This window comes from Nonomuraea maheshkhaliensis (assembly GCF_039529435.1).
GTDB lineage: Bacteria > Actinomycetota > Actinomycetes > Streptosporangiales > Streptosporangiaceae > Nonomuraea > Nonomuraea maheshkhaliensis.
The window spans coordinates 1-24984 of the sequence record NZ_BAAAMU010000145.1 but is presented as its reverse complement, the minus strand read 5'-3'; the positions used below and the strand labels follow the sequence as shown (position 1 = coordinate 24984).

General features: G+C 65.9%; 13 protein-coding genes and 1 tRNA gene. 11 read left to right on the top strand and 3 right to left on the bottom strand.

Annotated elements, in window-relative coordinates; genetic code table 11:
- Positions 1 to 723: 723 nt before the first annotated feature.
- Entirely contained in the window at positions 724 to 3204 is a 2481-nt protein-coding gene (locus tag ABFX54_RS48860) for an RHS repeat-associated core domain-containing protein (RefSeq protein WP_346114004.1), read from the top strand.
- A gap of 9 nt (positions 3205 to 3213) precedes the next feature.
- Positions 3214 to 3453: a hypothetical protein gene (locus tag ABFX54_RS48855; RefSeq protein WP_237104864.1), complete on the top strand. Its 240-nt coding sequence runs from the start codon at positions 3214 to 3216 to the stop codon at positions 3451 to 3453.
- 1375 nt (positions 3454 to 4828) lie between these two features.
- Here the strand turns inward: ABFX54_RS48855 and ABFX54_RS48850 are convergent.
- Together ABFX54_RS48850 and ABFX54_RS48845 are read right to left on the bottom strand one after the other, a co-directional pair.
- Positions 4829 to 4912: transfer RNA gene (locus ABFX54_RS48850), tRNA-Ser, on the bottom strand.
- Positions 4913 to 5081: 169 nt separating this feature from the next.
- Positions 5082 to 8147, bottom strand: coding sequence for a DEAD/DEAH box helicase (locus ABFX54_RS48845; protein ID WP_346114002.1), 3066 nt, complete (start codon positions 8145 to 8147; stop codon positions 5082 to 5084).
- A 78-nt stretch (positions 8148 to 8225) separates the two neighbouring features.
- Between ABFX54_RS48845 and ABFX54_RS48840 the strand changes: the two genes are divergently transcribed.
- From ABFX54_RS48840 to ABFX54_RS48810, 7 genes are all read left to right on the top strand, one after another.
- On the top strand, positions 8226 to 9101 hold the full coding sequence (locus ABFX54_RS48840) for a phosphorothioated DNA-binding restriction endonuclease (RefSeq protein WP_346114001.1): 876 nt from the start codon (positions 8226 to 8228) through the stop codon (positions 9099 to 9101).
- 213 nt (positions 9102 to 9314) lie between these two features.
- Positions 9315 to 10052: an NUDIX hydrolase gene (locus ABFX54_RS48835; protein WP_346114000.1), complete on the top strand. Its 738-nt coding sequence runs from the start codon at positions 9315 to 9317 to the stop codon at positions 10050 to 10052.
- Positions 10049 to 11167: a 5'-methylthioadenosine/S-adenosylhomocysteine nucleosidase gene (locus ABFX54_RS48830; protein WP_346113999.1), complete on the top strand. Its 1119-nt coding sequence runs from the start codon at positions 10049 to 10051 to the stop codon at positions 11165 to 11167. The genes ABFX54_RS48835 and ABFX54_RS48830 overlap by 4 nt, the downstream gene beginning before the upstream one ends.
- Entirely contained in the window at positions 11164 to 13185 is a 2022-nt protein-coding gene (locus ABFX54_RS48825; protein ID WP_346113998.1) for a hypothetical protein, read from the top strand. The genes ABFX54_RS48830 and ABFX54_RS48825 overlap by 4 nt, the downstream gene beginning before the upstream one ends.
- Positions 13186 to 13328: 143 nt before the next feature.
- Positions 13329 to 14453 (top strand): hypothetical protein, encoded by a 1125-nt coding sequence (locus ABFX54_RS48820; protein ID WP_346113997.1) that lies wholly within the window; start codon positions 13329 to 13331, stop codon positions 14451 to 14453.
- On the top strand, positions 14450 to 16246 hold the full coding sequence (locus tag ABFX54_RS48815) for an ATP-binding protein (RefSeq protein ID WP_346113996.1): 1797 nt from the start codon (positions 14450 to 14452) through the stop codon (positions 16244 to 16246). Before ABFX54_RS48820 ends, ABFX54_RS48815 begins: the two co-directional genes overlap by 4 nt.
- A gap of 2270 nt (positions 16247 to 18516) precedes the next feature.
- Positions 18517 to 18798, top strand: a complete 282-nt coding sequence (locus ABFX54_RS48810; protein WP_346113995.1) for a hypothetical protein — start codon at positions 18517 to 18519, stop codon at positions 18796 to 18798.
- Positions 18799 to 19878: 1080 nt separating this feature from the next.
- Here the strand turns inward: ABFX54_RS48810 and ABFX54_RS48805 are convergent.
- On the bottom strand, positions 19879 to 20187 hold the full coding sequence (locus ABFX54_RS48805; protein WP_346113994.1) for a hypothetical protein: 309 nt from the start codon (positions 20185 to 20187) through the stop codon (positions 19879 to 19881).
- 738 nt (positions 20188 to 20925) lie between these two features.
- On the opposite strand from ABFX54_RS48805, the gene ABFX54_RS48800 reads away from it, so the two are divergent.
- Positions 20926 to 23178, top strand: a complete 2253-nt coding sequence (locus tag ABFX54_RS48800; RefSeq protein WP_346113992.1) for an HD domain-containing phosphohydrolase — start codon at positions 20926 to 20928, stop codon at positions 23176 to 23178.
- Between the two features lie 1106 nt (positions 23179 to 24284).
- The coding region (locus tag ABFX54_RS48795) for a hypothetical protein (RefSeq protein WP_346113991.1) at positions 24285 to 24984 on the top strand (700 nt) is incomplete at its 3' end.

Here is a 24984-nt window from a genome sequence, read left to right as displayed (position 1 = left end):
ACCCCGCCACCAACACCCCCAGCGACGGCAACGTCACCGAGACCCGCTCCTACGCGAACGCCACCACCATCTCCACCACCAAGAACACCTACGACGACTACGGCCGCCCGCTGACCGCCACCGACGCCCCGCCGGACTGTAACCGCCTACCCGGGCCTGGACCGGGTCGAGATCACGCCACCGGTCGGCGGCAAGACGGCCACCGTCTCCGACGTCTTCGACCGCACGATCAAGACCGAGGAGTGGAAGGACGCCGCCACCCACCACGACACCACCTACACCTACAACGCCGCCGGCAACCTCTCCACGATCACCGATGCCAACGGCAACTCCCGTACGGCGAGCTACGACTGGCTTGGCCGCCGCACAGCCGCGAGCGACCGTGACTCGGGCAGTGCTTCCTACGGCTACGACGCCGTAGGAAGGCTCGCGTGGAGCATCGACGGTAACGGCACCAAGGTCTCGAACGTCTATGACGACCTCGGAAGGCGCACCAGCCAATGGCAGGGAGATCCGCAGAACGGGACGAAGCTCACCGAGTGGACCTACGACGAGGTCGCCAAGGGGTACCCGTCATCCTCGACGCGATACGTCGGTGGCAACGCGTACACGGAGAGGGTCCTGGCCCTGGACGGCTCCTACCGGGCCACTGCCACCAAGGTCACCATCCCTGCCTCTGAAGGAGCCCTCGCGGGCGACTATGAGTTCACCGCCAAATATGACGTGGCGGGGCACCTGGTAGAGCAAGGGGCACCTGGCAAGGGCGATCTCCCGGCTGAGAAGCTCGCCCTCGGTTACACCGATCTGGGTCTGCCCAGCAGCCTGACGTCCGACTACGCGAGCGGGACCACCTACGTCAAGGAGAGCGTTTACTCGGCGACCGCTCGGCTCAACGAGCGCGAATACGGCGCCAACTCCCAGGTCAGGCGCACGTTCACCTGGGATGAAGGTACCGGCTGGCTCAACCGCCTCACCACCACCTCCGGCTCGCAGGTCGCCCAGGACGACAACTTCACCTACAGCAAGGGCGGCCAGATAAGCACGATCAAGGACGCGACTTCCGGGCAGGCGGAGTGCTTCGGCTATGACGGCCTGAACCGGCTGACCTCCGCCTACACCACGACCGGCGCCTCCTGCGCCGCGTCCGCCGACAACCAGGGGCCTGACCCCTACAGCCAGTCCTTCGCCTACGACGCCGTCGGGAACATGACCTCCGCCAGCGACAACGGCGTGACCTCCACCTATGGCTACCCGCCCGCCGGAGCATCGTCCGTACGGCCCAACGCCGTCACTTCGATCACCGACCCCGGCGGGACCGACACGTACGGCTACGACGACGCCGGCCAGCTCGTCACCCGCACCGTGGACAACAAGCAGGCCACCTTCACCTGGGACTCCCTCGGCCAGATGGAAAAGGCCACAGTCGATGGCGCTGAGACGTCCATGGTCTACGACGCTGAAGGTGAGCGGCTGATTCGGCGTGACCCTGACGGCTCGTCCACCCTGTACCTAGGGACGATGGAGATCCGCGCCGTTGGCGGAGTCGCCCAGGCCACCCGCTACTACTCGGGTCCCGACGGCACGGTGGTCGCGATGCGGACCGCCGCAGGTGTGAAGTGGATGGCCTCCGGGTTGCACGGTTCGACCCAACTCGCCATCGACGACGCCACCGGCCAGGTCGCCCGGGAGAGGTATCGCCCGTACGGGCAGCGCCGCGGCCAGGACGATCTGCTGTTCACCGACCGCGGCTTCCTCGGCAAGACCGAGGACGAATCAACCGGCCTCGACTACCTGTCGGCCCGATACTACGACCCGAGAATCGGCAAGTTCGTCTCCACCGATCCCTTGCTCGACCTGTCCAAACCGCAATGGAGCAACCCTTACTCCTACGCCGGGAACAACCCGATCGGCGCCTCCGACCCCTCGGGGCTGAAGGTCATCGACGATGTCGGGCCGGTCGACGCGTGCGCCAAGCCCAAGAGCGCGGCCTGCAAAGTGCAGCGCAAACGTCAGGCCGAAGCCGAGGCCAGAGCGGCCCAGGGCGAGGTGGACCGTCAGCTCAAGGCACTGATCGACTCTGTGATGGCCCTGGCGAAGATCGCGGCCGACGAGCTCGGCATCACCGCTGGCATCAAGTGCTTCGCCAGCGGGGACCTGGGCGCCTGTGGCGAGACTGCGCTCAACATCCTGGGTTCGCTCGCGGGCGGTCTCGCAGGCAAGCTCGCTGCGAAGTACGCCCTGCCATGGAAGTGGAAGAAGGCGTACGAGCTCGGCAAGAGAGTCTGGAAACACGCCGGCGACGCCATCAGCGCCTTCAAGAACTGGCTCGCGGCGAAGGACCGGCTCAAGCTCGCCGCGAGAAAGGTGCAGAGCGCGACCGAGGCGCTGGGGGTGGGCAAGTCCTGCCCGATAGGCCGGAAGAACAGCTTCACGCCCGGAACCCTGGTGGTGATGGCCGACGGATCCCGGAAACCGATCGAAGAGGTAGCCACTGGCGACATGGTCCTCGCCACCGATCCCAAGTCCGGTCAGACGCGGGCGGAGCGGGTCATCGCGGTGATCGCCGGCAAGGGCGCCAAGAACCTCGTCCAGGTCACGGTCGACACGGACGGCGAGCGCGGTGACGGCATGGGTGTGGTCGTCGCCACCAGCGAGCACCCCTTCTGGTCACCGGACCAGCGCGCATGGGTCGAGGCGGGGGATCTGTCGGCCGGCTCGTGGCTGCGTACCAGCGCCGGTACGTACGTGCAGGTGAGCGCCATCGCCAAGAGTTCCAGCAGCGATCAGCGTGTCTACAACCTGGATGTCGCCGGCTCCTCCACCTACCACGTGGCCGTCGGAGGCGCCGACGCACTCGTCCACAACGACGATCTTTGCGGTATCGACAACCTCGCCCATGGCAAGATGCTTTACCACACTATCGACACGCCTCAAGGCAAGATCGAGATATTGGCTACGGTAAGTATCGAAAATGGGCAGGTGACCTTGTCGGACATCGCGATCTTCGGCACGACGGGTGACATGGCACGTGGATCGCTCGGAACGGGAGGCGCGGGTCTCTTGCTCCGTGAAGTACGCAAGGTCCTTCTTCCGGCGCTGGGCGCTCAGGGATTCAAGTCCCTGCGCGTTCGCGGAGTACGCGTCACGGGCCCGGTCGGGCACCGGCCGGATCTCGAATTCAAGGTGCCGGGCGCAGACAGCTAGGCGAAGAGAATGCTCTCCAAGGAACAGCATGCCGAATTCCTCGCGAACGCGAAGAAGGAATTGGAGGCGGGCGTCGATGTCAACGTGCTGATCGGGTCCATGAGAAGGAACGGGTTCACGCCGGTCGATTGCATCCGCGGGGTCATTGACCTGCTGGGCTGCTCGCTGGCGGAAGCGACGGAGAAGGTCGCCTCCAGCCCGGCGTGGTCCGACTTGCACAGACGGGCCGGGGACGGGACCGTGTCCTGATCCTGGCCACGTCGCATCCCATCGCATCGCATCGCATCGCCGAGCGGGTTGACGACGAGGGTGACGATTTCCGAAAATCGTCACCCTCGTCTCTCGTTGCCCGCAGGCCGCTATGGTCGGTTTCCCGAAACGAAGCACGTGCAGAGCGATCTGTACCTCGACGGGAGCGTCACGTTGGGTGGGTGCCTCAAAAGTGCCACGGAGGCACCCACCAGCAGTGGTCCTGAGCGTCACGCTGGCCGCGGTGGAAGCGCAGCTGCCCACCTGCGTCCCGGTCTTTGGCGATACCCAGCAGCTCGTCCGCGGCCTCCAACAGGTCCTCGGGGCACACCAGGGTCTCCAAGAAAGTCGGAGCGGTTCAGTTCCGCCGATGCTGCCGACCTCTGCCGCTCGCCATCTATCGAGATCCACCAGCCCAGGACCAAACCGACAGGACCACCCGCAAGACCAACCAGGATGCCTACACGATCAAGGTTGACGCCACTCAGTTCGCCGAAGAAGCAGATCGCGCCGCCGAGCACGCTTGGTGCCCCGGCGGCAATCGCGAGTTTCATCCAGCGTGGCATCCCGCTACACCTCACCGAACCAGGGGATGGTCGTGTGTAGTTAGCATCACCGTATCGACGAGGCCGCTCTCAGACAGAACATTTCCGACGACCTCCTCCAGCAGCCCTGCGGGGTTGCTGATCGGCTGCGAGCCGACGGCGGCATCGCCTGGTGAACGCCCACCTCGGTGCCAGCCTCAGGCTGAACAGCGCCAGACTGGACCGCCGCGTCGTGACACCGAGCAGTGGAGGACTTGGCCGTAAGCGGCGGCGTCTGGTGCATGGAAGGGTTCGCGGCCACTGGCGAGATTCACCTGGTCGGCGCTCGGCTGGATGCGAATTCGTGCCTGACGGGCGCGGACCGCGTAATGAGGATTGGTCCTTGCCTGACACGCGACCGCGCGTCCATCGGCTTGCTCGGGCTTCGATCTGGGCCAGCAGTCGGCGTTCACCCCAGGAGGAGCGACGCCGTGGCTCTCTTGCGGGCTGATCGCGGCTGGCTGGGTGCTGGCGACCACCATTGTCGCCGGAGCGGCCACGTACTGGGCCGGTGAGTGTGGACTTCAAGCGGAGTTACGCACATATTTGGCACGATCAGGCTGGCTGTGTTCGACCCATGCCGCGCGGCTGGAAGCGGGTACCGGCGAACGTGGCGACCTAAAATGCGGTCCGACCTGGGGAAACATCATCAAGATCATCCCGCGTATATCCCCTGATCATGGTCTTACGGTTGCATGCGGGCACTGCCTGCTGCCTACGAAGGACACAAAACAAAAGACCTGCGGCTGTGAAACCGCAGGTCAGGGGCCTGAAATGGCGATCTAGGTGAGTGCCCCCGGCAGGATTCGAACCTGCGGCACCCGCTTTAGGAGAGCTCGAGTCGAACGGCGTCCGGTTTCTCTATCAACGGGGCCATAGGTGATGATTGCTCGGCCTGCATTGGCTCCTCAGCAAGGACCTCCCAATGTCCATTGCTGGGCGGGTGTTTGCACTGGTGGAAGCGGTACTCCGAGTGGGAGTCTTGCAAGGCGGTCCCGCTCGTCAGATGCGGGTGTCTTCGAAGATAGTGCTGCTGCGGCTGGCTCAGCCGGCGGTGGCCTTGGCGTAGCGGAACACCTCGGGTGGAAGCGGATGATGCAGGCGCCACACGAAGCGGACAGGCCGCTCGCCCTCGTGGCTCACGTACCGCATCGGCCCCGCGTACGTGTACGGTGGCGCGCCCAGTCCTTCGTCACGCTTGGACTGCCTGATGAGCAGGTGAACGGTGGACTCGCCACTCAGGTAGCGGCGGGCGGTGGCGGTCGAGGTGCGCAGGGTGCTCTGCGACTCCCACTGGAACAGGTTCTCGCTGATCGCCCGGTCGTGGTAGAGCGTGGTGGGGGAGTAGTGGTCCTCGGACTTGTCGATGGTGACGAAGAACAGGTCCGCCCGGTGCTCCGGTACGTACTTGACCCCTTCCCGCATGTGGGCGGGCCGGTCGATGCCGAACGCGGCCAGTACCTCGTTCTTGCTGTAGCGGGCGTGCACATGCAGCGGCACCACGGCGTCCAGCGTCGGGGCCACGTGGCGCAGGCCCGAGCGGAGCAGGTTCGCCAGCTCTCCCAACTCGGTCGCGCGGGCTCCGGTGAGGTGGGCGAGTCGGGCCTCCATCCCGGAAACGGGCTCGGTGCCGCCCCACAACATGGCGTCCAGCATGGCCAGCAGGCGTTGCTCGCGCGGGGAGCGCGGCACTCGCCCGGCGAGCACGCCGGTCAGGAAGGTGAGCCGCTCGACGTCGTCGATGTGCAGCATCCGGCCGAAGGCCCGGCCGAGACTCTCATCGCCCGGGGCGGCGTCGAACCCGGCGGCGTGCCGGAGTGAGGCCCAGCCCTGGCGGCGCCGGTAAAGGTCCTCCACGTCCAGCCCGGTTTCCCGCAGGAAGGTGAGCAGGTCGACGTCGCCGAGGTCGCGCAGCTCACGTGCCAGGTCCCGCCAGTTCAGGCTGAGCGCCTGCCGGACGTTGTCGAGGACGAGCCGGCGTACGTCGCGGTCCAGGTCGATGACGCAGCCGGCGGGCAGCGTCGGGAAGCCCTGCTCGATCTCCCTGGCGATGCCGGTACGGCTGGCGCCGGTCAGCGCTCGGTAACGGCGGTCGAAGCGGAACTGTTTGTGCTGGTGGCCGACGAAGTCGAGCACGGTCAGGCAGGGCTTGTCGTCGGCCAGCCGCAGGCCGCGGCCGAGCTGCTGGAGGAAGACGGTGGCGCTGTCGGTGGGCCGCAGGAACAGCACGGTGTCGATCTCCGGGACATCGACGCCTTCGTTGAAGAGGTCGACGGTGAACACTGCGTTGATCTTGCGCTCGCGCAGGTCGCGCAGGGCCTGGTCGCGCTCATCACGCGAGCTGTTCGTGGTGACGGCGACGGACGGGAGCCCGGCCCGCGTGAAGCGGTCGGCCATGAAGCGGGCGTGGTCGATGCTCACGCAGAAGCCGAGGGCCCGCATCCGCCCAACATCGCCTACTTTGCGGTGCAACGTCTCCAGGACCACGGCGGCGCGGCGATCGTTGCCCGTGTAGACGTTCGAGAGCTGGCCGACGTCATATCCCTGGCCCCGGCGCCAGCCAATCTGGCGCAGGTCGGTGCCGTCGTGCACCCCGAAATACTGGAACGGGGCCAGCAGCCCCCGCTCCAGCGCCTCCCACAGGCGCAGCTCGGCGGCGATCCGGCCGCCGAACCAGTGCTTGATGTCCTGCCCGTCGGCACGCTCGGGGGTCGCAGTCAGGCCCAGGAGCACCTTTGGCCGCACCCCGGACAGCAGCTTGCGATAGGTGGCGGCCTCGGCATGATGGAACTCGTCCACGATCACCATGTCGAATCGGTCCGGCTCCGCCAGCGAACTGGCTTGCAGGGTCTGGATCGAGGCGAACACGTGCCGCCACTGCTCGGGCCGGGCGCCGTCCACGTACAACTCGCCGAACGTCTCGTCTCGCAGCACCTGCCGGAACGTGAGCAGGCTCTGCCGCAGAATCTCCTTGCGGTGGGCGACGAACAGCACCGACTCCGCCTGCCTGGCCATCCGCAGCCGCCGGTAGTCGAGCGCGGCGACCACGGTCTTGCCGGTGCCGGTGGCCATGACGACGAGATTGTGCCAACGGTCGTGGATTTGCCGTTCGGCGTCGAGCTCGTCGAGGATCTCGCGCTGGTAGGAGTACGGGCGGACGTCCACGTGCGCGAAGTCGAGCACGACCGCGCGGCCACCGGTCCGCTCCGCGGACAGGGCGCGGTCGAGCCGCCCGGCGTCGTGCGCCGGGTCGTAGGGCTCGAACGACGGATCGCCCCAGTAGTCGTCGAACGTGGCGGCGAACGTGTCGATCAGGTGCGGCTGCTCGGCCTGGGCGAGCCGGACGTTCCACTCCAGTCCGTGGCTGAGCGCGGTGCGCGACAGGTTGGACGAGCCCACGTAGGCGGTCGAAAGCCCGTTGTGCCGGTGGAACAGCCAGGCCTTCGCGTGGAGCCTGGTCATCCGGGTGTCGTAGGAGACGCGGATCTCGGCGCCCATCGCCGCCAGCCGGTCCAGGGCCAGGCGGTCGGTGGCGCCGATGTAGGTGGTGGTCACCACCCTCAGCCGGCCGCCCCGCTGGAGGAACTCCTCGATCGCCTCCGCCAGCACCCGTACACCGTTCCACTTGACGAACGCGCACAGCAGATCGACATGGTCGGCGGAGGCCAGCTCTCGCTTGAGCTCATGGCCGATCTCTGGCTGCCCGCGCCCGTTGACCAGCAGCGCACTGCCGGTGAGGGGGACCGCCGGTCGCGGTGGAAAACCCACCTGCCCACCCGCGTCCCGGCCCTTGGCGATGCCCAGCAGCTCTTCCGCGGCCTCCACCATTTCCTCGGGAGAGGCGGCCTCGGGTACCAGGTCGCCGAGGAGTTCGGCGACCCGATTGACGATCTCCACCTGCCGGGCCAGTCGCACCGCGTTGTTCTCGCCCCGTACCGAGCGCAGGGCCCGCCGGGTGAGTGCGGCGAGGTGTCGGGCCAGAGTTTCGTGGGAGTCTGCGACGTCCAGGGAACGCCGGTCGATCAGGTCTCCATCAGACACCGCACGCAGCAGGCCATCCAGCTCACGGGTGACCAGATGTTGATAGACGCCCGGCTGAAGATCGCTCACCCGGCGACTATAGGGCGCGGCTGGACATCGCGAAATACTTATGCCGGGACCGAAAGGATCGTCCTACACTGGCCGATCGTGGACTGGATCGAGCGGGTCTCCGAGATCCGGCGCTGGAGCAGGGGCGGCGAGCGCGCCCCGCACAAGCCGCTCCTCCTCCTGTACGCCCTGGGCCACTTCCAGCGGCACGGCAACGGCCTCATCCCGTTCAGCACCGCCGAGGCCGAGCTGAAGAAGCTGCTCAAGGAGTACGGCCCGCCCCGCGACACCAGCCCGGGCTACCCGTTTCACCATCTGACGAACGACGGCCTCTGGCTGGTCGAGACCCGTCACGGCCCCGCTAGCCCGGGCCCGGAACTGGGCCGCCTGCGCGAGAGCCAGGCCGCCGGCCGGCTGCATCCCGATTTGGCCCGCGCGCTGGCGGAGGAGCCCGGCCTGCTGGGGCGGATGGCCCGCTACCTCCTGGACGCCAACTTCGCGCCGTCCCTGCACACCGACCTGTGCCTGCTGGCCGGCCTGGACCTGGAGACGCTGGAAACCCTCACGGAGATCAAGAAGCAGCGCGACCGGGGTTTCCGTGACCGGGTGCTCATGGCGTACGAGTACTGCTGCGCGTTCTGCTCCTACGACGGCTGGCTGGACGGCGCGGCGGTGGGGCTGGACGCCGCGCACGTGCGGTGGTGGGCCTTCGACGGGCCCGACGACGTGGCGAACGGGCTGTGCCTGTGCGCCATCCACCACAAACTGTTCGACAAGGGCGTCCTCGGACTGACCGCGGAGCGCACCATCGCCGTCTCGGCCCGGTTCGTCGGCCGTTCGCAGTCGTCCCGGGACATGGTGCTCTCCCTGGCGTCCAGGCCCGCCCAACAGCCCCAGCCTGGCCTGGACGAAGTCAAGCAGGACCACATCGACTGGCACAACCACCAGGTGTTCCGCACGCCCGCCCGAGGTTAAGGTCACTGGCTGCAGGATCAGGACGCGCAGTCGGCCGACTCACGAGCCGAACGTCCGCGACGCCTGACACCAAATTGTCGCAATGGCGGCGTACCGTCACTGGCATGCCCGCCTAGGAACGCTGTGCAAGCGGACAGGCGTCATGCGAGGGGATGGCGAAGCTAACCGCGCCGCTACTTTTTGTCAGTTTGACAAAAACCTAGAGTCGGGCGCATGAGCGACGATCGATGGGAGCCGCCCGCCATCTTGCTCGCCGTTGACCTGGTGATCCTCACCTTGCGCGATTCGCGCCTCCACGTGCTGCTCGTCGAGCGCGGCATCGAGCCGTACAAGGGCGCCCAGGCGCTGCCGGGCGGCTTCCTGCAACACTCACAAGAAAGTCTCCTCTTCGCGGCTCATCGGGAACTGGCGGAGGAGACCGACCTGAATGTCGAGACACTCCGGCTGGAACAACTCGGTGTCTACGACGACCCAGGGCGAGACCCTCGCGGCCGGGTGGTGAGCGTCGCCTTCCTGGCCATCGCCCCAAGACTGCCCGAGCCGACTGCGGGGACCGATGCCGCCGACGCCACTTGGCAGCCCACCGATCGGGTGCTCTCCGGTGAGCTGGACCTCGCCTTCGATCACCGGCGCATTGTCACCGATGGCGTCGAGCGTGCCCGCGCCAAGCTCGAGCACTCCGCACTCGCCACGGCCTTCTGTGGGCCGACGTTCACGATCACCGATCTTCAGGACGTGTACGAGGCGGTGTGGGGGATGCCGCTCGATCCCCGGAACTTCTACCGGAAGATCAAGAAAACCGATGGCTTCATCCACCCTGCCGGTTCGGCGCGCAAGGCCGCGACCGGACGACCGGCTCGGCTGTTCCGGGCGGGCCCGCGCGAGGCCCTGTACCCCCCGATGATCCGGCCCGCCGACAACTCGCCGAACGGAAAGGAGCAGGCGCAGTGAGCCCTGTTGTGATCCTCACCGCACTCGACCTGGAATACCAGGCGGTCCGGGAGAAGCTGGCCGGCCTGCGGCTGCACCGGCACTCCCAAGGCACCCTCTTCGAGGTGGGCCGACTGGCAGATGGCCGGTGCCAGGTGGTCCTGGCGCACGTCGGCAAGGGCAACCTGTCCGCGGCGGTGCTGGCGGAACGCGCCATCGCCGAGTTCCGGCCTGCCGCGCTACTCTTCGTCGGCGTGGCCGGCGCGCTGCACACGCACATTGCGCTCGGCGACGTCGTGGTAGCCACGCACGTGTACGCCTTCCACGGCGGCACCAGCCAGGACGACGGGTTCAAGAGCCGTCCCCGGGTCTGGGAGACCTCGCACGCCGCCGACCAGATCGCCCAGCACCTGCACCGCACTGGCGCCTGGGCCGGGGACCTTGATCCCCGACCGCAGGTGCACTTCGGGCCTATCGCCGCGGGGGAGGTGGTGCTGAACTCCCGGCTCTCCGAGCACGCCCACTGGATTCGGGAGCACTACAACGACGCGCGGGCGATCGAGATGGAAGGCGCCGGCGTGGCCCAGGCCGGTCACCTGAATCGGGCGCTGCCGGTGGTCGTCATCCGGGGCATCAGCGACCGGGCCGACGGCACCAAGGAAGCCACGGACCGCGAGCAGTGGCAGCCGCGCGCCGTCGCCAACGCAGCCGCGTTCGCCGCGGCTCTGGCCGAGGAGTTGTCCACCGAGGAACCCACGACAAGGAGCTCTGCCATGCCCGACACGAACACGAACGTCGCCAAGGGAAACGCGCACGTGGGAGTGCAGGCCGGCATCGTGCACGGCGGCGTTTGGATCACTCCGGAAGCGTCCAGGCAGGCGGACCTGCCGGAGGCGCTGGCGGGGTTCCGCTCCCGGCTCTGGCAGGCGTGGGCGGACGGATATCTGGACGAGGCGACGTACAAGGCGGCGGAGACGGAGCTCGGTACGGCCGACCAGGCACTGGAGAGCGAGACATCGGATCGCAAGAACGCGCTGACGCTGGCGCTGAAGAAGCTGCGCGGGCTCGTCGGTGACGTGGCCGCGCTGGCGGCGGAGCTCACCGCGATCATCGCCCTAGCCCAATCCCTGTCATGACAGAGCCAGGGCACCATGTCGAGAACGTGGCCACGGACTCCCACATCGCAGTGCAGGCGGGCACGGTGCACAACGTCACCGTCTACGAGAGGGATCCGCAGGATTCTCCCGAGACCACGTTCCGCAAGGGAGTCTCGTTCCTGAAAGGCCGGATGTCGGGGCCGGCCCGGCGGCTGATCAGTGACGCCATGGTCGGCTACGCCACCAACGAGGTCTACTTCTACTGGTTGCTCGCCATGGTGAGCCGCCGGACGCGGCACGAGCTCACCAAGGACGAGACCGGCCGACTGCGAGACAGGCACGCCACCATGCAGCTGCGGGGCGAGGATCCATGGCGGGAGGGCGTGCGCATCATCGATCGCCTCCTGGAGTCGGCGGGCAAAGCGGAGGACGACATCCGCGTCGTGGTCAAGGACCTCGACGCGCTCCGCGAACCGCAACGCAGCCTGATCCTGGAGCACCTGGAGCTGTACCTCGACGGCCCCATCGAGGACCATCTGTGGCACCGGGCGCTGTCTCAGGCCAAGGCGGATCAGATGGCCGAGCGACGCGAGGACCGGATCTGGAAGTTCTTCCACCCGTTACCGGCCAGGCCTCTGCTGCGGGAGCCTCAGCCACCTGACACACCGGCGACATGCTGGGCCCGAGCGGTCATATCGGCAGTCGTCCTGGTCGCGGCGACAGCCAATCTGGGCTATCTGATCCTGCAGAGCGGCCGTGCGCTTCTGCTGGCCGCCTACGTGCTGGGCCTCGCCGGCGCCTCGGTCGGCGTGCGGGACACCGCGCGCTGGCGCCACCGCGTCGTACGCCGCCGTGCCAAGGACAGGGAGTACCGGGTACGCAGAACGGAGATTGAGCGCGTAGCCGTCGGCCGCCGCACCAAGAAGGCCCCGAAACGCAAGACCAAGGTGGAGCGGGGCAATTTCGTGAAGAGGGCCGAGCACCGGATCGACCACTATTTCGCCAAGTACGTTCCTCCCGGCATGGACCGCGACCAGTGGGAAGCCGAAACGGAAGGCATACGCCGGAGCCTGCGCGATGAGCTCACGGAGGTCTACGGCGAGACCCGAGTCGGAGTCGAGAAGATCGCATGGCTCATCCGGCACCGGGCAGGCAAGGCCGCCACGCGCCGCAGGAAAGGCACGCTGTGGAGCTACCGCCGGGAACTTGCCACTCCCCTCGGGACGAAAGTGCGGGCGACACTCGGACTGCTCACCCTCGCAGGTGCAGGCGGCTGGGCCGCTGCCGGCATCGTGCCGGTCGAGCCTCTGCCTGCGATCGGCACGATTCTCCTGCTACTGATCGCCGGATGGTTCTGCGCCCGCACCTGGCTGCGCATCGTCCTGGAGCGTCGCCGGTACGCCGCGGACCGGGCTGAGAGCCTCTCGGCCTACCGGGGTGATCTCGAGGCGCTGGCCAGGTGGCGAGCGAGGCTGGAGGACAAGCCTGATGACGAGGAAATGGCAGCCTGGTTGGACTGCGACCGCAAAGTGCTCCTGGAGGAGGCATTACGGCATTACAGGCTGACCATGAGCGGTGTCATCGCGCACGCCTTCATCGAGGCTCCCGCCCGGGGGAGCGAACGCGCACGGCTGCGTGGAGGTCCGTGGCGCTACAAGAAGTACCAGCTCCTGGTCTTCCTCGTCACTGAGGAAGGGGTGCGCCAGTTCACCGTCACCCTCGACTTCTTGAAAGGCACCTTCCATGACCGGCAGCGGCTCAACTACCGCTTCGAAGCGGTCGCGTCCGTAAGCGTCAAGCAGTCGGACGACGGCGGGCGCGATTTCCAGCTCGCGCTCGTCAACGGAAATGAGATCAGTGTCGAGGTGAACTCGGGGGTGGAAGAACTACAGCAGGGAGAGCGCCCCGGAGCGGTGTCCGAAGTGTCGCTGGACGCCGCAGGACTGCCTCACACCCTTCATGTCCTGGAAGCGATCGCCGCCGAAGGAAAGAAATGGGTCGATCAGCGGGAGCTACGCACGGGGAACCTCTCGGCCGCTTTGGACGATCCCGAATAGGCGAGCTCAAGCACTCGTGCGTGCGGCTTCCTTGGACAGTGACCTGGTGCTTATAAGGCCTGGAACTCCGTCGGTGTCCTGGCTACTCTGCAACAGAGTGTGGTGATCGGTTGCGAAGCGTCACTGGAGGAGCTGGAGGTCCAGTGGAACAGCGTGACGCGCAAAGCCTTGCCGACATCCTGTCGGTTGCGCCATGGATGGAGCTCGAAACGTATGCAAACCACCTGCGGGATCGGGTGGATGCGGCCGTTCTCGCCTCGCACGGGCGGCGGGAGCAGCTCCGTGCCGAGATATTGGCGGAGAATCCAGATTTAAGCGCCCAGATTCGCCGTCCGTCGCCCGAGATCATGCACTGGGCCAAGCGTCTCCTGTGTACTGGGATCGTCGCCGCCTCCGATGGGACGCTTGCCGCCGTACCCCTCTTGAGCGGTACGAAGGTCCAGGTGGGCGTGGTGATCGTCACCAACACCGGCGAGTCCGTGGGGCTGGTGACGAGGGTTTTCGAGCATGAGCTGACCACCACCGGCGACACGGCCAGGGAGTTTTTCGACAATCTCCGCAAGGTGCACGGCGCCTCGAACCTGGCCAGCCGCGCCCTCATGCTCTTTGGCGAACGCAAGCTCCTGCTCGCGCAGAAGGCCGACTGGCGGATGATCCATGGGGAACTGGTTCCCTTCGAACTCCGTACGGGCGTGGGACATCCGCGGGAGAACCTGCCGCCTGTCTTCGAGCTCGTCCGCCACTACATCAAGGACCAACGGTTCATCGCGGTCAGTGAAAGCCCCGAGGACCTCGACGTACTCAACGCTGGCATCGTCCTGGAGCCGGGAGAGTTCATCGAGTTGCGCACACTGGCCGACGACCTCACCGGTTTCCTGGACGGCGATGAGAGAGCGGGGACGACCAAGGCGGGTTTCAACAACCTGGACCGTGCGAGGTTCCGGGCCTTCATCGCGGAGGTGGGGCCGGAAGTCACCATTCTGCTGATCAAGGCCGGGCATCGTCCGTTTCTTCTGGAATGCCACCGGGAGCGGGTCGAGGAGGCAGCGGCGCTCTTTCTCTGCGACGCGCTCTGGACGAGAGGTCTGCCGGACACCGGCGCGCCCATGACCGCGCGCGGTTTTCCCTTTCACATCGACCTCGCCGACAACGTGGCCCGCACGATGTTCAAGGGCGGGGAGTTCCGGACGTTCATCGAAACGCGCTTGATGGAACTCGGGGTGGAGCACGGACTCACCGATCTGGACCCACGGAGGACACGAGGATGAGCTCGGACACCGAGGTCGAAGCCGAAGCCGAAGAACCGCTGGAAGAGTCGGAACACCAGCACGACGCGCCTGCCCCCGCAGAACAGGGGATACCCGCCGAAGACCTCGAGGCTGCCGAGGCCAGTCTCGCCCGATCGCTGATCACGCTCGGTTTCATCGCCTTCGATGGACCGGGGACGGACAACACCAGCAGCGGCGTCATGGTCTCCGAGCAACTGCGCCGCCATTTCCGCCGCGACGCCTACGTGGGCGTCAACGACACCGAACAAGGCATCACCTTCCTCGGACGCGTCGTCGAAGGCCCTTTCCACAGCCCGCACGAGATCGGCTCCGACTCGGCCATCAGCCGCACCACCCTGCTCCATCCAGAACGCACCCAGTTCCGGCCCACCTATTACGCCGCCGGCACGATCGAGATTCTCGGCGAGGTCACCCCGGCGGAGAACGTTCTCCCCACCTCGACCCGCCCCCGGCCGTACTCCCAGGTGTTCATCTATCCCAGCGACCGGCTACGCCGGATGCTCGGCATCGAAGGCGACATGCAACTGGGCTCGCTGCTCGGCTACGACGACGTGCGAGTCGAGGCGGATTCTGCGAACAAGGGGTTCCTGCCGCGAAACGCCGGCATCTTCGGCACCGTGGGATCGGGCAAGTCCAACACCACTCAGGTCCTGATGGAAGAAGCCATCCGCGCAGGGTGGGCGGTCGTCGCCATTGACGTCGAGGGCGAGTACGTACGGATGGACCAGGGAAACGACGAGCCGCACCTCGCGCGCCTGCTGGAAGACCGCTTCGACGAGCGGCGTCCCCGCGGCATCCCGGACTTCCGGGTGTACGTGCCGAACGCCGGCATGACAGACGCTCCCGACCCGCTGCCCTTCAAGGTGCCGATCGCCGATGTGCCCGAGGAAATCGTCGCCGACGTCCTCGAATTCACCGAACCCCAGGTGAGAATGTGGGGCGCCATCACGGGCCAGGCCCGGCGCAACGCGGAGACGGCTTCCCGTCCGGGCAGGATGGGAGCCCTCGCCGCTCCCGCGCCGCCTTCTCCTGCCCGCCCGTACGATCTCAGCGACCTGATCGACGGCTTGCAGGAGGACCCGGCCACGGGCGGCATGCCCCTGCTCTCGCCGAAAATCCCTTCAACGGAGAAAGCCACCGCGTCCACCCTGCGGAACAAGCTGTACAAGCTCGGCAGGTCCGAGATGCTCGACTGGCGCCCCACCAGGAACACCCCGTACCTGGACGTGGACGAGCTACTCGTCGAGCGGCGCTTGAGCGTCTTCGACGTAAGCGAGACCAACGACAGCGCCCGCAACATCGCCATCTCCTTCCTGCTGCAGGCCCTGTTCGACCGGGTGATCGCGGTCGCTCGCGGCGAACCCATCGGCAAGGACGGCCGGCCGCGGCCGCCAGTGTTGGTGGTGATCGAAGAGGTGCACACGTTCGTCTCCCGAGCCAGTGCGGGCAGGATGCGCGCGGTCCTGGACCAGCTGCAGGTCATCAGCCGTCGTGGACGCAAGCGCTGGATGGGCCTGGTGCTGGTGTCACAACAGCCCGGGCATGTGCCCGAGGAGTTGTTCGAGCTGGCGAACACGCGGTTCATCCATCAGCTCAAGTCGGCCGGCAACCTCGCCCCCGTACGTGCCACCACGGGCGGGGTACACGAGGCGCTGTGGTCGACGGTTCCCGCGCTGGGGCAGGGGCAATGCCTGCTAACCGGCTCGATGTTCCGCAACCCCGTCTTTATACAAATACGTCCAGCCCGCTCCCGCCGCATGCATACAGCATGACGAAACTGCCCAGTGCTTCTCCGGCTCTCGTTGCCTGCAACGGCAAGGACGGTTACGGCGGTTTCACCCTGGAGCACATGGCCCCCGGCCACCTGCGGCTACTGGTGCACGGCCACGGACAGAAGACATCAACGCCATCGAACACGGCGCGCGCCAGAGACTCCGCCTATCCCCAGGGCACATCATCCAGGGATGTTCGTCAGATTGTTCGGCCTACGTGCGCAGGTACCTGGTCGAGGTGCCACTCGAGAGTCTCGGGATGGGGCCCTGCTGTGACCGGGCGGATGTGGGCCGCCTACAGGACCGGTCGGATCCTGTCACCGCTGATCGTGATCGGCGTCGTAGGCGTGCAGGACCACGGCCTGAAAGGCCTGCTGGCCGAGCCTGCGAGAGGCCAGCGGTGGATCCCCATAGATCGCCGCGTCATGGTGCCACGGTTCGGACAGGTCGATGTTGACGCCAGCCGAGCCGGCGCAGCGTGGCGCCCGAGGTTGACGAGCATAGCGACTCTGTCGTGGCCGTTCTCGACGATGGCCAGGCCCTGCTCGCACGCCTCCATCGCCTCCTTCGGCAGGCCCGCGTCGCGGTAGGCGGTCGCCAGGTTGTCCAGGACGCCCACTCGCGCTTGCGGACCCCGAGGGCGTGAGCGGCGTCCACAGCGGTCTGGCTCGCCTCGATTCAGTCGTAATGGAGCGCGGCGTCGTTTCGCACGCCCTGCGCTGCGAGCGGGAGGCGTTCGCCGCCCAGGCTCGAGCGGCCCGTGAGGGAACCGAGGCCGTGTGCGGTGTGGTCACGAGGGAGTGTAAGAAGAACGCATTTCTAGTTAAGTAGCTGCGCTGTCATCACATAACGGTTCATTCGTGCGCTACTCATCCTACTTTCGGTCTGATTACCTTACAGACCTTGCGGTACGCCGCTTCGTATCCGTCGAAATAGCCAAGGTAACGCTGTACGGTCTCCCGGGGCTCCTTTTGTCGTTCATAATAGGCGCGAGGTCTCCACCAAAGTGGTTGTCTACAGTTGCGATCAGCGGCGTCGCTGAGACCTTGCTCGTGTCCTTCCATGTACCCGTCATCGTACGGATCTGCCGTGACTGAATTGTAGGCCTCGACTCCTGCGGCTTGGAGGAGACTATCGACAGGACTGCGAGAATGGGCCATTTGGGTGGATGGAACTATGACGGAAGCCAGGAGTGCAACCGGGCCAAATATTGTCAGATAGCGACTGTTCATTGCGTCGCTCCTCCCTGCTCGGCCAGGTCTGAGCTGATGAGATCGAGGATTGCAGCCACCAGTCCAGTCCTGGCCTTGGGAGTCACTGTCGGACTGGAGAAAGTTGGCGGCCTACTGGATCCTGCATTCCAGCCTACTGCGGCGGTGGCTATACCCTAAAGGGTTGTAAGTCTATCCGGAACCCGGTCTCCTTGGCTGGCTTGTAGCTCGGGCTGCGATGCAACCGCGCTGTAAACGGTAGGCCCTTGATGCCTTCAACACGCTTACTCGCCTCGCTGGCACCCGCCGATTCTTCCCCAAAAGAAATTTCGCGAACTAGCGAGGTGTGCAGAACTTTTGCATACCCTCGTCGAATCCCTTGTAATATCCGTCTCTGTACCCGTAGAAGTATCCTTGGCTGTAGGCGTTACCTTCCTCCAACTTAGGCCACGGCTTGTTGCTACCGGCGCAGTGCATCCGGGTTTGCTCTAGTGCGGCCGAATACCCGGCCGAGATCCCTTCCTCGTAGCCTCTCTGATACGGAGACGGCGGTGCAGCCGTGACGGGCTGACGGACAACGTGCGTCCTCGCGCTCTCGATGGTTGATGCCTCAACATCAACCGGCGCAATAGCTATTCCGGCGAGGAGTGCCGAGCCGACGATGACGGACTTCCCAGTGCAACGCATGATTCCTCACTCTTCCTCTAGGAGTTTGGCCGTGAGGCTTTGGATGGACGCTACCCTCCCAGTGGGATGCGTCTCTTGGCATTCGCTCGGATGCATCATCCGTTCGCGGATTCTCGATGGCACGCACTGGTGCGCTTACCGGTCAGCTTAAGGTGCCGCTTTGGATAGAACGCAATGGAGTGAGGTTAAAAGATTCTTTTCGACCTTAAGTGATGAGACGGTTTGGCTATGATTTTGGTAGGGGAGCCCGCCACCTTTGCGAAATCTTGACCATCAAATAGGTTCTTTCGCATCAAGGTCTCGAGCCAGTCGATGCTGGCCGACAAGACTGCTGCACCCCGGGTACGAATGAGTCAGACATGGTAGGAGTGGTTGCTGATCAGATGTTCGCCGCCAAGCCCCGGCGAGCCGGGGCTTGGCGGCGAACATGGTTTCCTCGGAAATGTGGATCAGGTCGCAGTGTTCCTCATCGGCCGTGCAGCTCTCGGGCCTGCCAGATGGTCCGCGACCTGGCATAACACTAGTCCGACAAGGGCGCCACTGTACTGGCGGGCCGCAGGAGCCTGGAAGCCGGTCAAATACGGCCTGATGGCCGTCGGCTACTACAACGACGTGGAAACCCTGCTCGGCTCCGAGGAGGAAGACGGCGAGTGACGGCCAGCAAAACCAGACTCAAACGGCGCCTGTCGGCCAAACGCCAAGCCGCCAGAATTGCCGAGTTTCAAACTTGACACCTCCACCCCGTGCCTAAGGGCCTGTCAGCCGTCACCTACACCACTGGTCTCTTGAGTCGCTACCGCAGGCTCGGCGACCTCGGCCGCCTCCCCCCCGCCGCACCGCCCGCGCTCTGCGCCGCCGCCTGGCCGGCAAACTCGCCGCCGCCCTGGACACGCTCAAACTGCGGCCAGCCGACTTCGGCACCCCGACCTCGACACCCTCGCCCGGCACTTCGCGACCGCCCTGGAACGCTGCGGCTACTTCCGCTATTCGGCCAAAGGCCTGCGCAAGGTCCGTGGCAACATCTTCGGCCTGTTCTTCCACCTCCTGGCCCGGCACGAGCGCGGCCTGGTGAAACTCCGCGCCGACCTGGCCAAGGCCACCCTGAAAGAGCTCAACGAACTCGCCGCGGCCAGCTCACCCCAAATGGTCATCACCGCCAACACCAGCAAACCCGCGTTCCGCAGCTAACGGCTGACCCGAGACGCGGCGAGACGCTAAACTGCAGGTCAGGAGGCTACGGGCTGGTGAAAATCGCGAAAAGCCCTAGTGACACGACTTCCTCGAAAACAGGCTTCAACCTGCGGCGATGCTGCTATGTTCTGGTGACATGCCCGGTCAGGCGGTCGGCAGGAGACGAACGAAGTCGGCGTGCGCCTGGTCACCCGCCGCGAAAGCGGTTCAGTCACTGTTCGCTCCCTACCGCTGGACCTCGCTAAATGAGTGCCCCAGATCCCTTGGCGAAGATCGTTGAGGTCGCTTGGCTTCGGGCGCGTGACCAGCCACGATGCTGGCCCCTAGTGACACGCCCTACCTGTGCGATCAGTGGCGTTTCCGCAGCTCAAACCACGGATCCATGTGCTTTTCCTCGCGCACATCTGCGGAACCCGGGGCAAACCCCCGCCTTCAAAGGCGCCTTCGGCCCCGTACGCGACGCCTCCGGTGTCACCGTCATCGCCCGCATTCGCGGCAAGGAACGCCCCCTGGAATCGGTCGATTGCGCAAAAGTCGCCCTCCTTAACGACGACCCGCCTCCGGGTGGGCAGCCTCCTCGACAAGGTCGAATTCAAGGGTCTGGCCGCCGCGAGCGAATTTCGCGAACTCCCAGGCCTCTGAGTCGCGAAGGGGGGCGAAGCCGCTAAAGAAGCCACCGCCGACTACGTGGTTGTGTGAGTGAGGGGTCTTGAGGAAGAACGGTTCGCCGTGGTCAAGCGCGCGGAATTCGCGGCTGCTGGAGGGGCGCCAGAAGTTGACCTCGGTAAGCGATGGGCGTGCGGAGAGGAACCGGTACCAATTACCGCCAGTGACCCCGACGTACACCTTCACGAGGGCAATTGTGCAGGTTTTGATCAGGTCTGCCAGCAGTCCGTTGGTTGATCTTCGTGGGGAGGTTAATCTTGGCAATGGTCCACAGCCGGACCATTGCGCCACGTCCCCTGAGGCGGGGATGCTGGCCGGCGTACGTGCTCATGTGGCTGGCGGTGCTGTTGATCGGGACGGGCCCGCGCTCTGTCCGGCGTCCGACTGCGGAAAGCAGCGGTCACACGGCCCGCGAGAAGCCGCCTTTGTCCTCCTCGTGTGCCGGGTCGGGTCGGCGTGCTCTTCGCGGTTGATGAGGGCGGTGGCCAAATTGAGGGCGGCGACGGACAGTGGGATGAGGTCAACCAGAAGCTCCATGGGGTTCCTCCGAGATGTGTGTTGGCTGCTCTCATGGTCAACGCAGGACGAGGGTCCGGCATCGGATACGGAACATGCCGGAGGCGCCACCGCGCAGGGCGAACCGGACCTGCAGGCTGGACGGCTGCTGGGGCCGCATCGACGATAGGAGTGGAACCGGTCCGGCGCCATCCGAATCAGTGGGCGAAGGACTCTGCGGCTGGATGGGATTCAGGACGGGGAGGAGCGTCGCTGGTGCACGTTGAGATGCCAGACCCCAGCCAGGTGCACACCGTCCCCGAGCTGATATCCGCGCTACGTGCCTTACGGGCAGGCCGCTCATACGCCGCCCTCGACAAAGCAGCCAACCCCGGTAACCGGCCGAAAGAGGGGTTACCGAGTTCGACGTTGTCGGATCTGCTCAACAAGGGCAGGGCCAGCCAGGAGACACTGGAGGTGTTCCTGCGTGCCTGCGCGGTTCCCCGCGAGCAGTGGAGCGCGTGGCAGGCAGCGCGGAAACGGGCGCTCACCGCCGATGCCCCTGGCACTGCCGGCCTGATCCGAGTGGCGCAGGCAGACCCTCGCCTGCTGGGTGTGCATGCTGCGATCGACGCTCCGGGCGCGACCGGCGACCTCCCCGCCTACATTCTTCGCGACACCGATACCGCCCCGCGCGGAGTCCGGGACCTGCTGGCCAAGGCTGCTGGCCGAGGCAGCATGGTGCTGCTGGTCGGTGAGTCGTCGGTGGGTAAGTCTCGAAGCGCGTTCGAAGCGATCCGGGCGGTGTTACCGCACTGGTGGCTGCTCCATCCCGCTGATGCCGGGCAGGTCCGTAAGGTGGCCGAGCAGACGACCGGACGCCTGGTTGTATGGTTGGACGAGCTGCAACGGTACGTGGGCGGCTCGGCTGGGTTGAGCGCCGCTGCCGTCCGTGTCCTGCTGCAATCAGGCGTAGTACTGGTCGCGACCATCTGGCCCGAACGCTATACCGCCTATACGGCGATGCCGGGCCCAGGTCAGCCGGACCTGTACGCCGCTGAACGGCAGTTGCTCGATCTGGCCGACGTGGTTCACCTGCCGGGATCCTTCAGCGCCGCGGAGCGCGAGCGTGCCGAAGCCGTGGCGATCTCCGGGGACCAGCGGATCGCCTTGGCCCTGCGATCCGGGGATTACGGGCTCACCCAGATCATCGCCGCGGCTCCGCAACTGGTGAATCGATGGCGCGGCGCGAACCCCTACGCCGCCGCCGTGCTGAACGCCGCCATCGACGCCACGCGCCTCGGCGTCGTGTCCCCGCTCAGCTCGGAACTCCTGCGTGCCGCGGCACCCGGATATTGCGACGTCCGCCAGCGTGCCGCAGCCTCACCCGACTGGTTCGAGACCGCCCTCGCGTACGCCACCGGGACGTTGAACGGCGCCACGGCCGCCCTGGCCCCGGTCGCCGGCTCCGCCGCCATGGGACAGATCACCGGTTATCAGGTCGCCGACTACCTTCAGCAGCATGCTGGACAGCAACGGCACCTGGCGGAGGTGCCGCGTACCTGCTGGCAGGCGCTGGTCGACCATCTCACCGACCCCCGTGACCAGACCCGCGTAGGCCACGCCGCGCAACATCGCCTCCTGTACCAGGACGCTCGAGCTCTGTACCAGCACGCCATTCGCTCTGGTCATGAGCAGGCGACCGGGCTTCTGTCCACACTTCTGGTCGGACAAGGCCGAACGGATGACGCGCTGGCGCTGTGGCGTGCCCGGGCCGATGCAGGCGAGGGCTCCGCAAGGACGACGCTGGCCGGCCTTCTCGACGAACAGAACCGAGCAGAACGGGAGCTCATACGTAGGCAGGCCGACGCGGATCCCTGCGATAGAGCGTCCACCGTCCGGATGGCTGGTCTGCTGGTGGCACAGGGACGCTCGCAGGACGCGCCCGCACTGTGGCGGGCCCGGGCCGATGCCGATCGCTTCGCCACCGTCCGGTCACCGGAGCGGCTCGACGGCGAAGTGACCGTCGATGATCTGGCTGAAATGCTGATGACGGCGCTGGATATCAAGAGCCCCCGTACGCGCCACCACAGTGAACGCATCTCCCGATTGGCCGCCATGATCGGCAGCCGAAGGGGAATGCGCTCTGAGGCGTTGGACGCCGTACGTCTGGCTGGACTTTTTCACGACATCGGCAAGCTCGCCGTCCCCGGCACTGTCCTCCACAAAGACGGAGCTCTCACCCAGGAGGAATACGCGCTGATCCAATCGCACACGAGCTGCGGCGTGAGCATCGTCGCGGGACTGATGGAACTCTTCGACGACCTCCTTGAACCATCCGTTCGAACCCGCCTTACCGACGCCGCCCTGGAGGGGATTCTTCACCATCACGAACGGTTCGACGGCCGCGGCTATCCCAGGGGCTTGGCCGGCAGGGAGATCCCGGAGAGCGCCCGCGTCATCGCCGTGGCCGACGTGTTCGACGCCGTCGCCACAGGACGTGCTTACCGGCCGGCAAAGAGCTTTGAAGAGGCTCTCGAAATCATGAGCCAGGAATCGGGAGCGTCCTTCGATCCTGAGATGGTGGAGGCGTTCCGGAGCATCGCTGACAGCCGATACGACCAGCTTGAATCGCTCTTCAGCGCCAGGCCTGCCCTCAACGACCGTAAGAAACCGATGTGAGCGGTTGTCCCGCGCACGCCAGTGATCATTCCTTTACCCGGACAAGGCAGCCTGCCGAGTGATCGATCGCTGGTCGGCGTCCGGCCCGGCGTGGGCAGGTCACGAGGTAGAGCCGGATGCCTCGCGTGCCAGCGACGAACACGTCCCGCCCGTCATTTCCGGCGCCGCCCCTTCGCGTGCAGGCAGACCGCACCACAAGTCGGAGTTACCCACGTATTAGGCGCGATCGGCGGCTGTCGTTGTCCGGTAGACGGGCACCCTGAGCGGGTCGCCGGACGCTCAGATGGCCCACAATCCCGGTTTGACCTGGGAAAACGCGTTTAAGATCATCCCGTGCATATCCCCTGATCATGGTCTTACGGCTGCATGCGGGCACCGCCAGTTGCCTAGCATGGTCCACAAAAGAAAAGACCTGCGGCTATGAAACCGCAGGTCAGTGGCCTGAAATGCCGATCTAGGTGAGTGCCCCCGGCAGGATTCGAACCTGCGGCACCCGCTTTAGGAGAGCTCGAGTCGAACGGCGTCCGGTTTTTCTACTAACGGGCCATATGTGATTATCGCTCGGCCTGCATTGGCTCCTCAGCAAGGACCTCCCCATCTCCATCGCTGGGCGGGTGTTTGCACTGGTGAAAGCGATACTCCCAGCGGCAGCCTTGCAAGGCGGTCCCGCTCTTCGCGTGCGGTTCTCGTGGCCCGGTTGGATGACTTGATGCCGCGTCGCGGACGGCGAGATTTCGGTGCAGGCGGCCCCGTCCCTCCACTGCTGGGTGTCCCCGGTTATTATGGCCGACTCGATGCGTCAATATGACTTATGTCACACGTGCCCCTCGATCTGGTAGGGCCGGTTTCTACAGAGCGGTTGACATGCAGTCTGTTTCGCTGTGAATCCCGAAAGCGGCATTCCGTAACGTTCGCGGCGAACATCTGGACGTTGACCATGCCGTGATCGTCGATCAGGATCCGGACTGATCGTCTTTATCAACTCCTTACGACGCGACGCGGCCTCTTCCCGAGGCCTGCGTCAGCGTGCCTGAAGAGGTGGCGACATGCGAGTCCGGCGACGGTTACGGACGATTGTGCTGGCCATCGCGATGACGATGGCAGTGGTGATCTCAGGCTTGGGGATTCCTGACAACCTCGTGGTTCCGGCGGCGGCGTCGGTGTCCGGGCCGGATCCCGAGACGTCGGTGGACGGCCGGCCGGTGGCGAAGGCGAAGGTGGCCAAGGGGGCGGAGGAGTCCCAGCCGAAGGTCGACCGTAAAGAGCCGGTCTGGCCGAGCCCGGGAACCGCCGAGGTGGATCCTGGCGAGAAGGCGGTCGCGGCGGGCGAGTTGCCGGTCCGGCTCTCCGAGGTCAAAGGCACTGATGCCGGCAAGGTGAGGGTGGAGACGCTGCCCGCCGACACCGTGCGCAGACTCGGCGGAGTGGGCGTCGCGGCCCGGCTGACTGGCGACAAGGCGGGCAAGGTGCGGGCGGAGTTCTCGTACGCAGGCTTTCGCGATGCCTACGGCGGCAACTTCGCCACCCGTCTGCAGGTGTTACGGGTGCCGGCGTGCGCGCTGACGACCCCGCGCCCGCGCGACTGCGTGGTCCGCCCGCAGCAGGTCAAGGCGCACAACGACATGAAGACCGGCACGTTGACCGCCGACGTCGATGTCGACCCCGCCACCGGCAAGGCGGCCCCGCTGACGCTGCCCAAGAGCCAGACGGGCAAGGACGCCACGTCCAACGCGGCGCAGGCGTTCACCTCTGGGTCGGTGTACGTGCTGGCGGCCGGGATGACCGGCCCGGACGGCAACTTCGGCG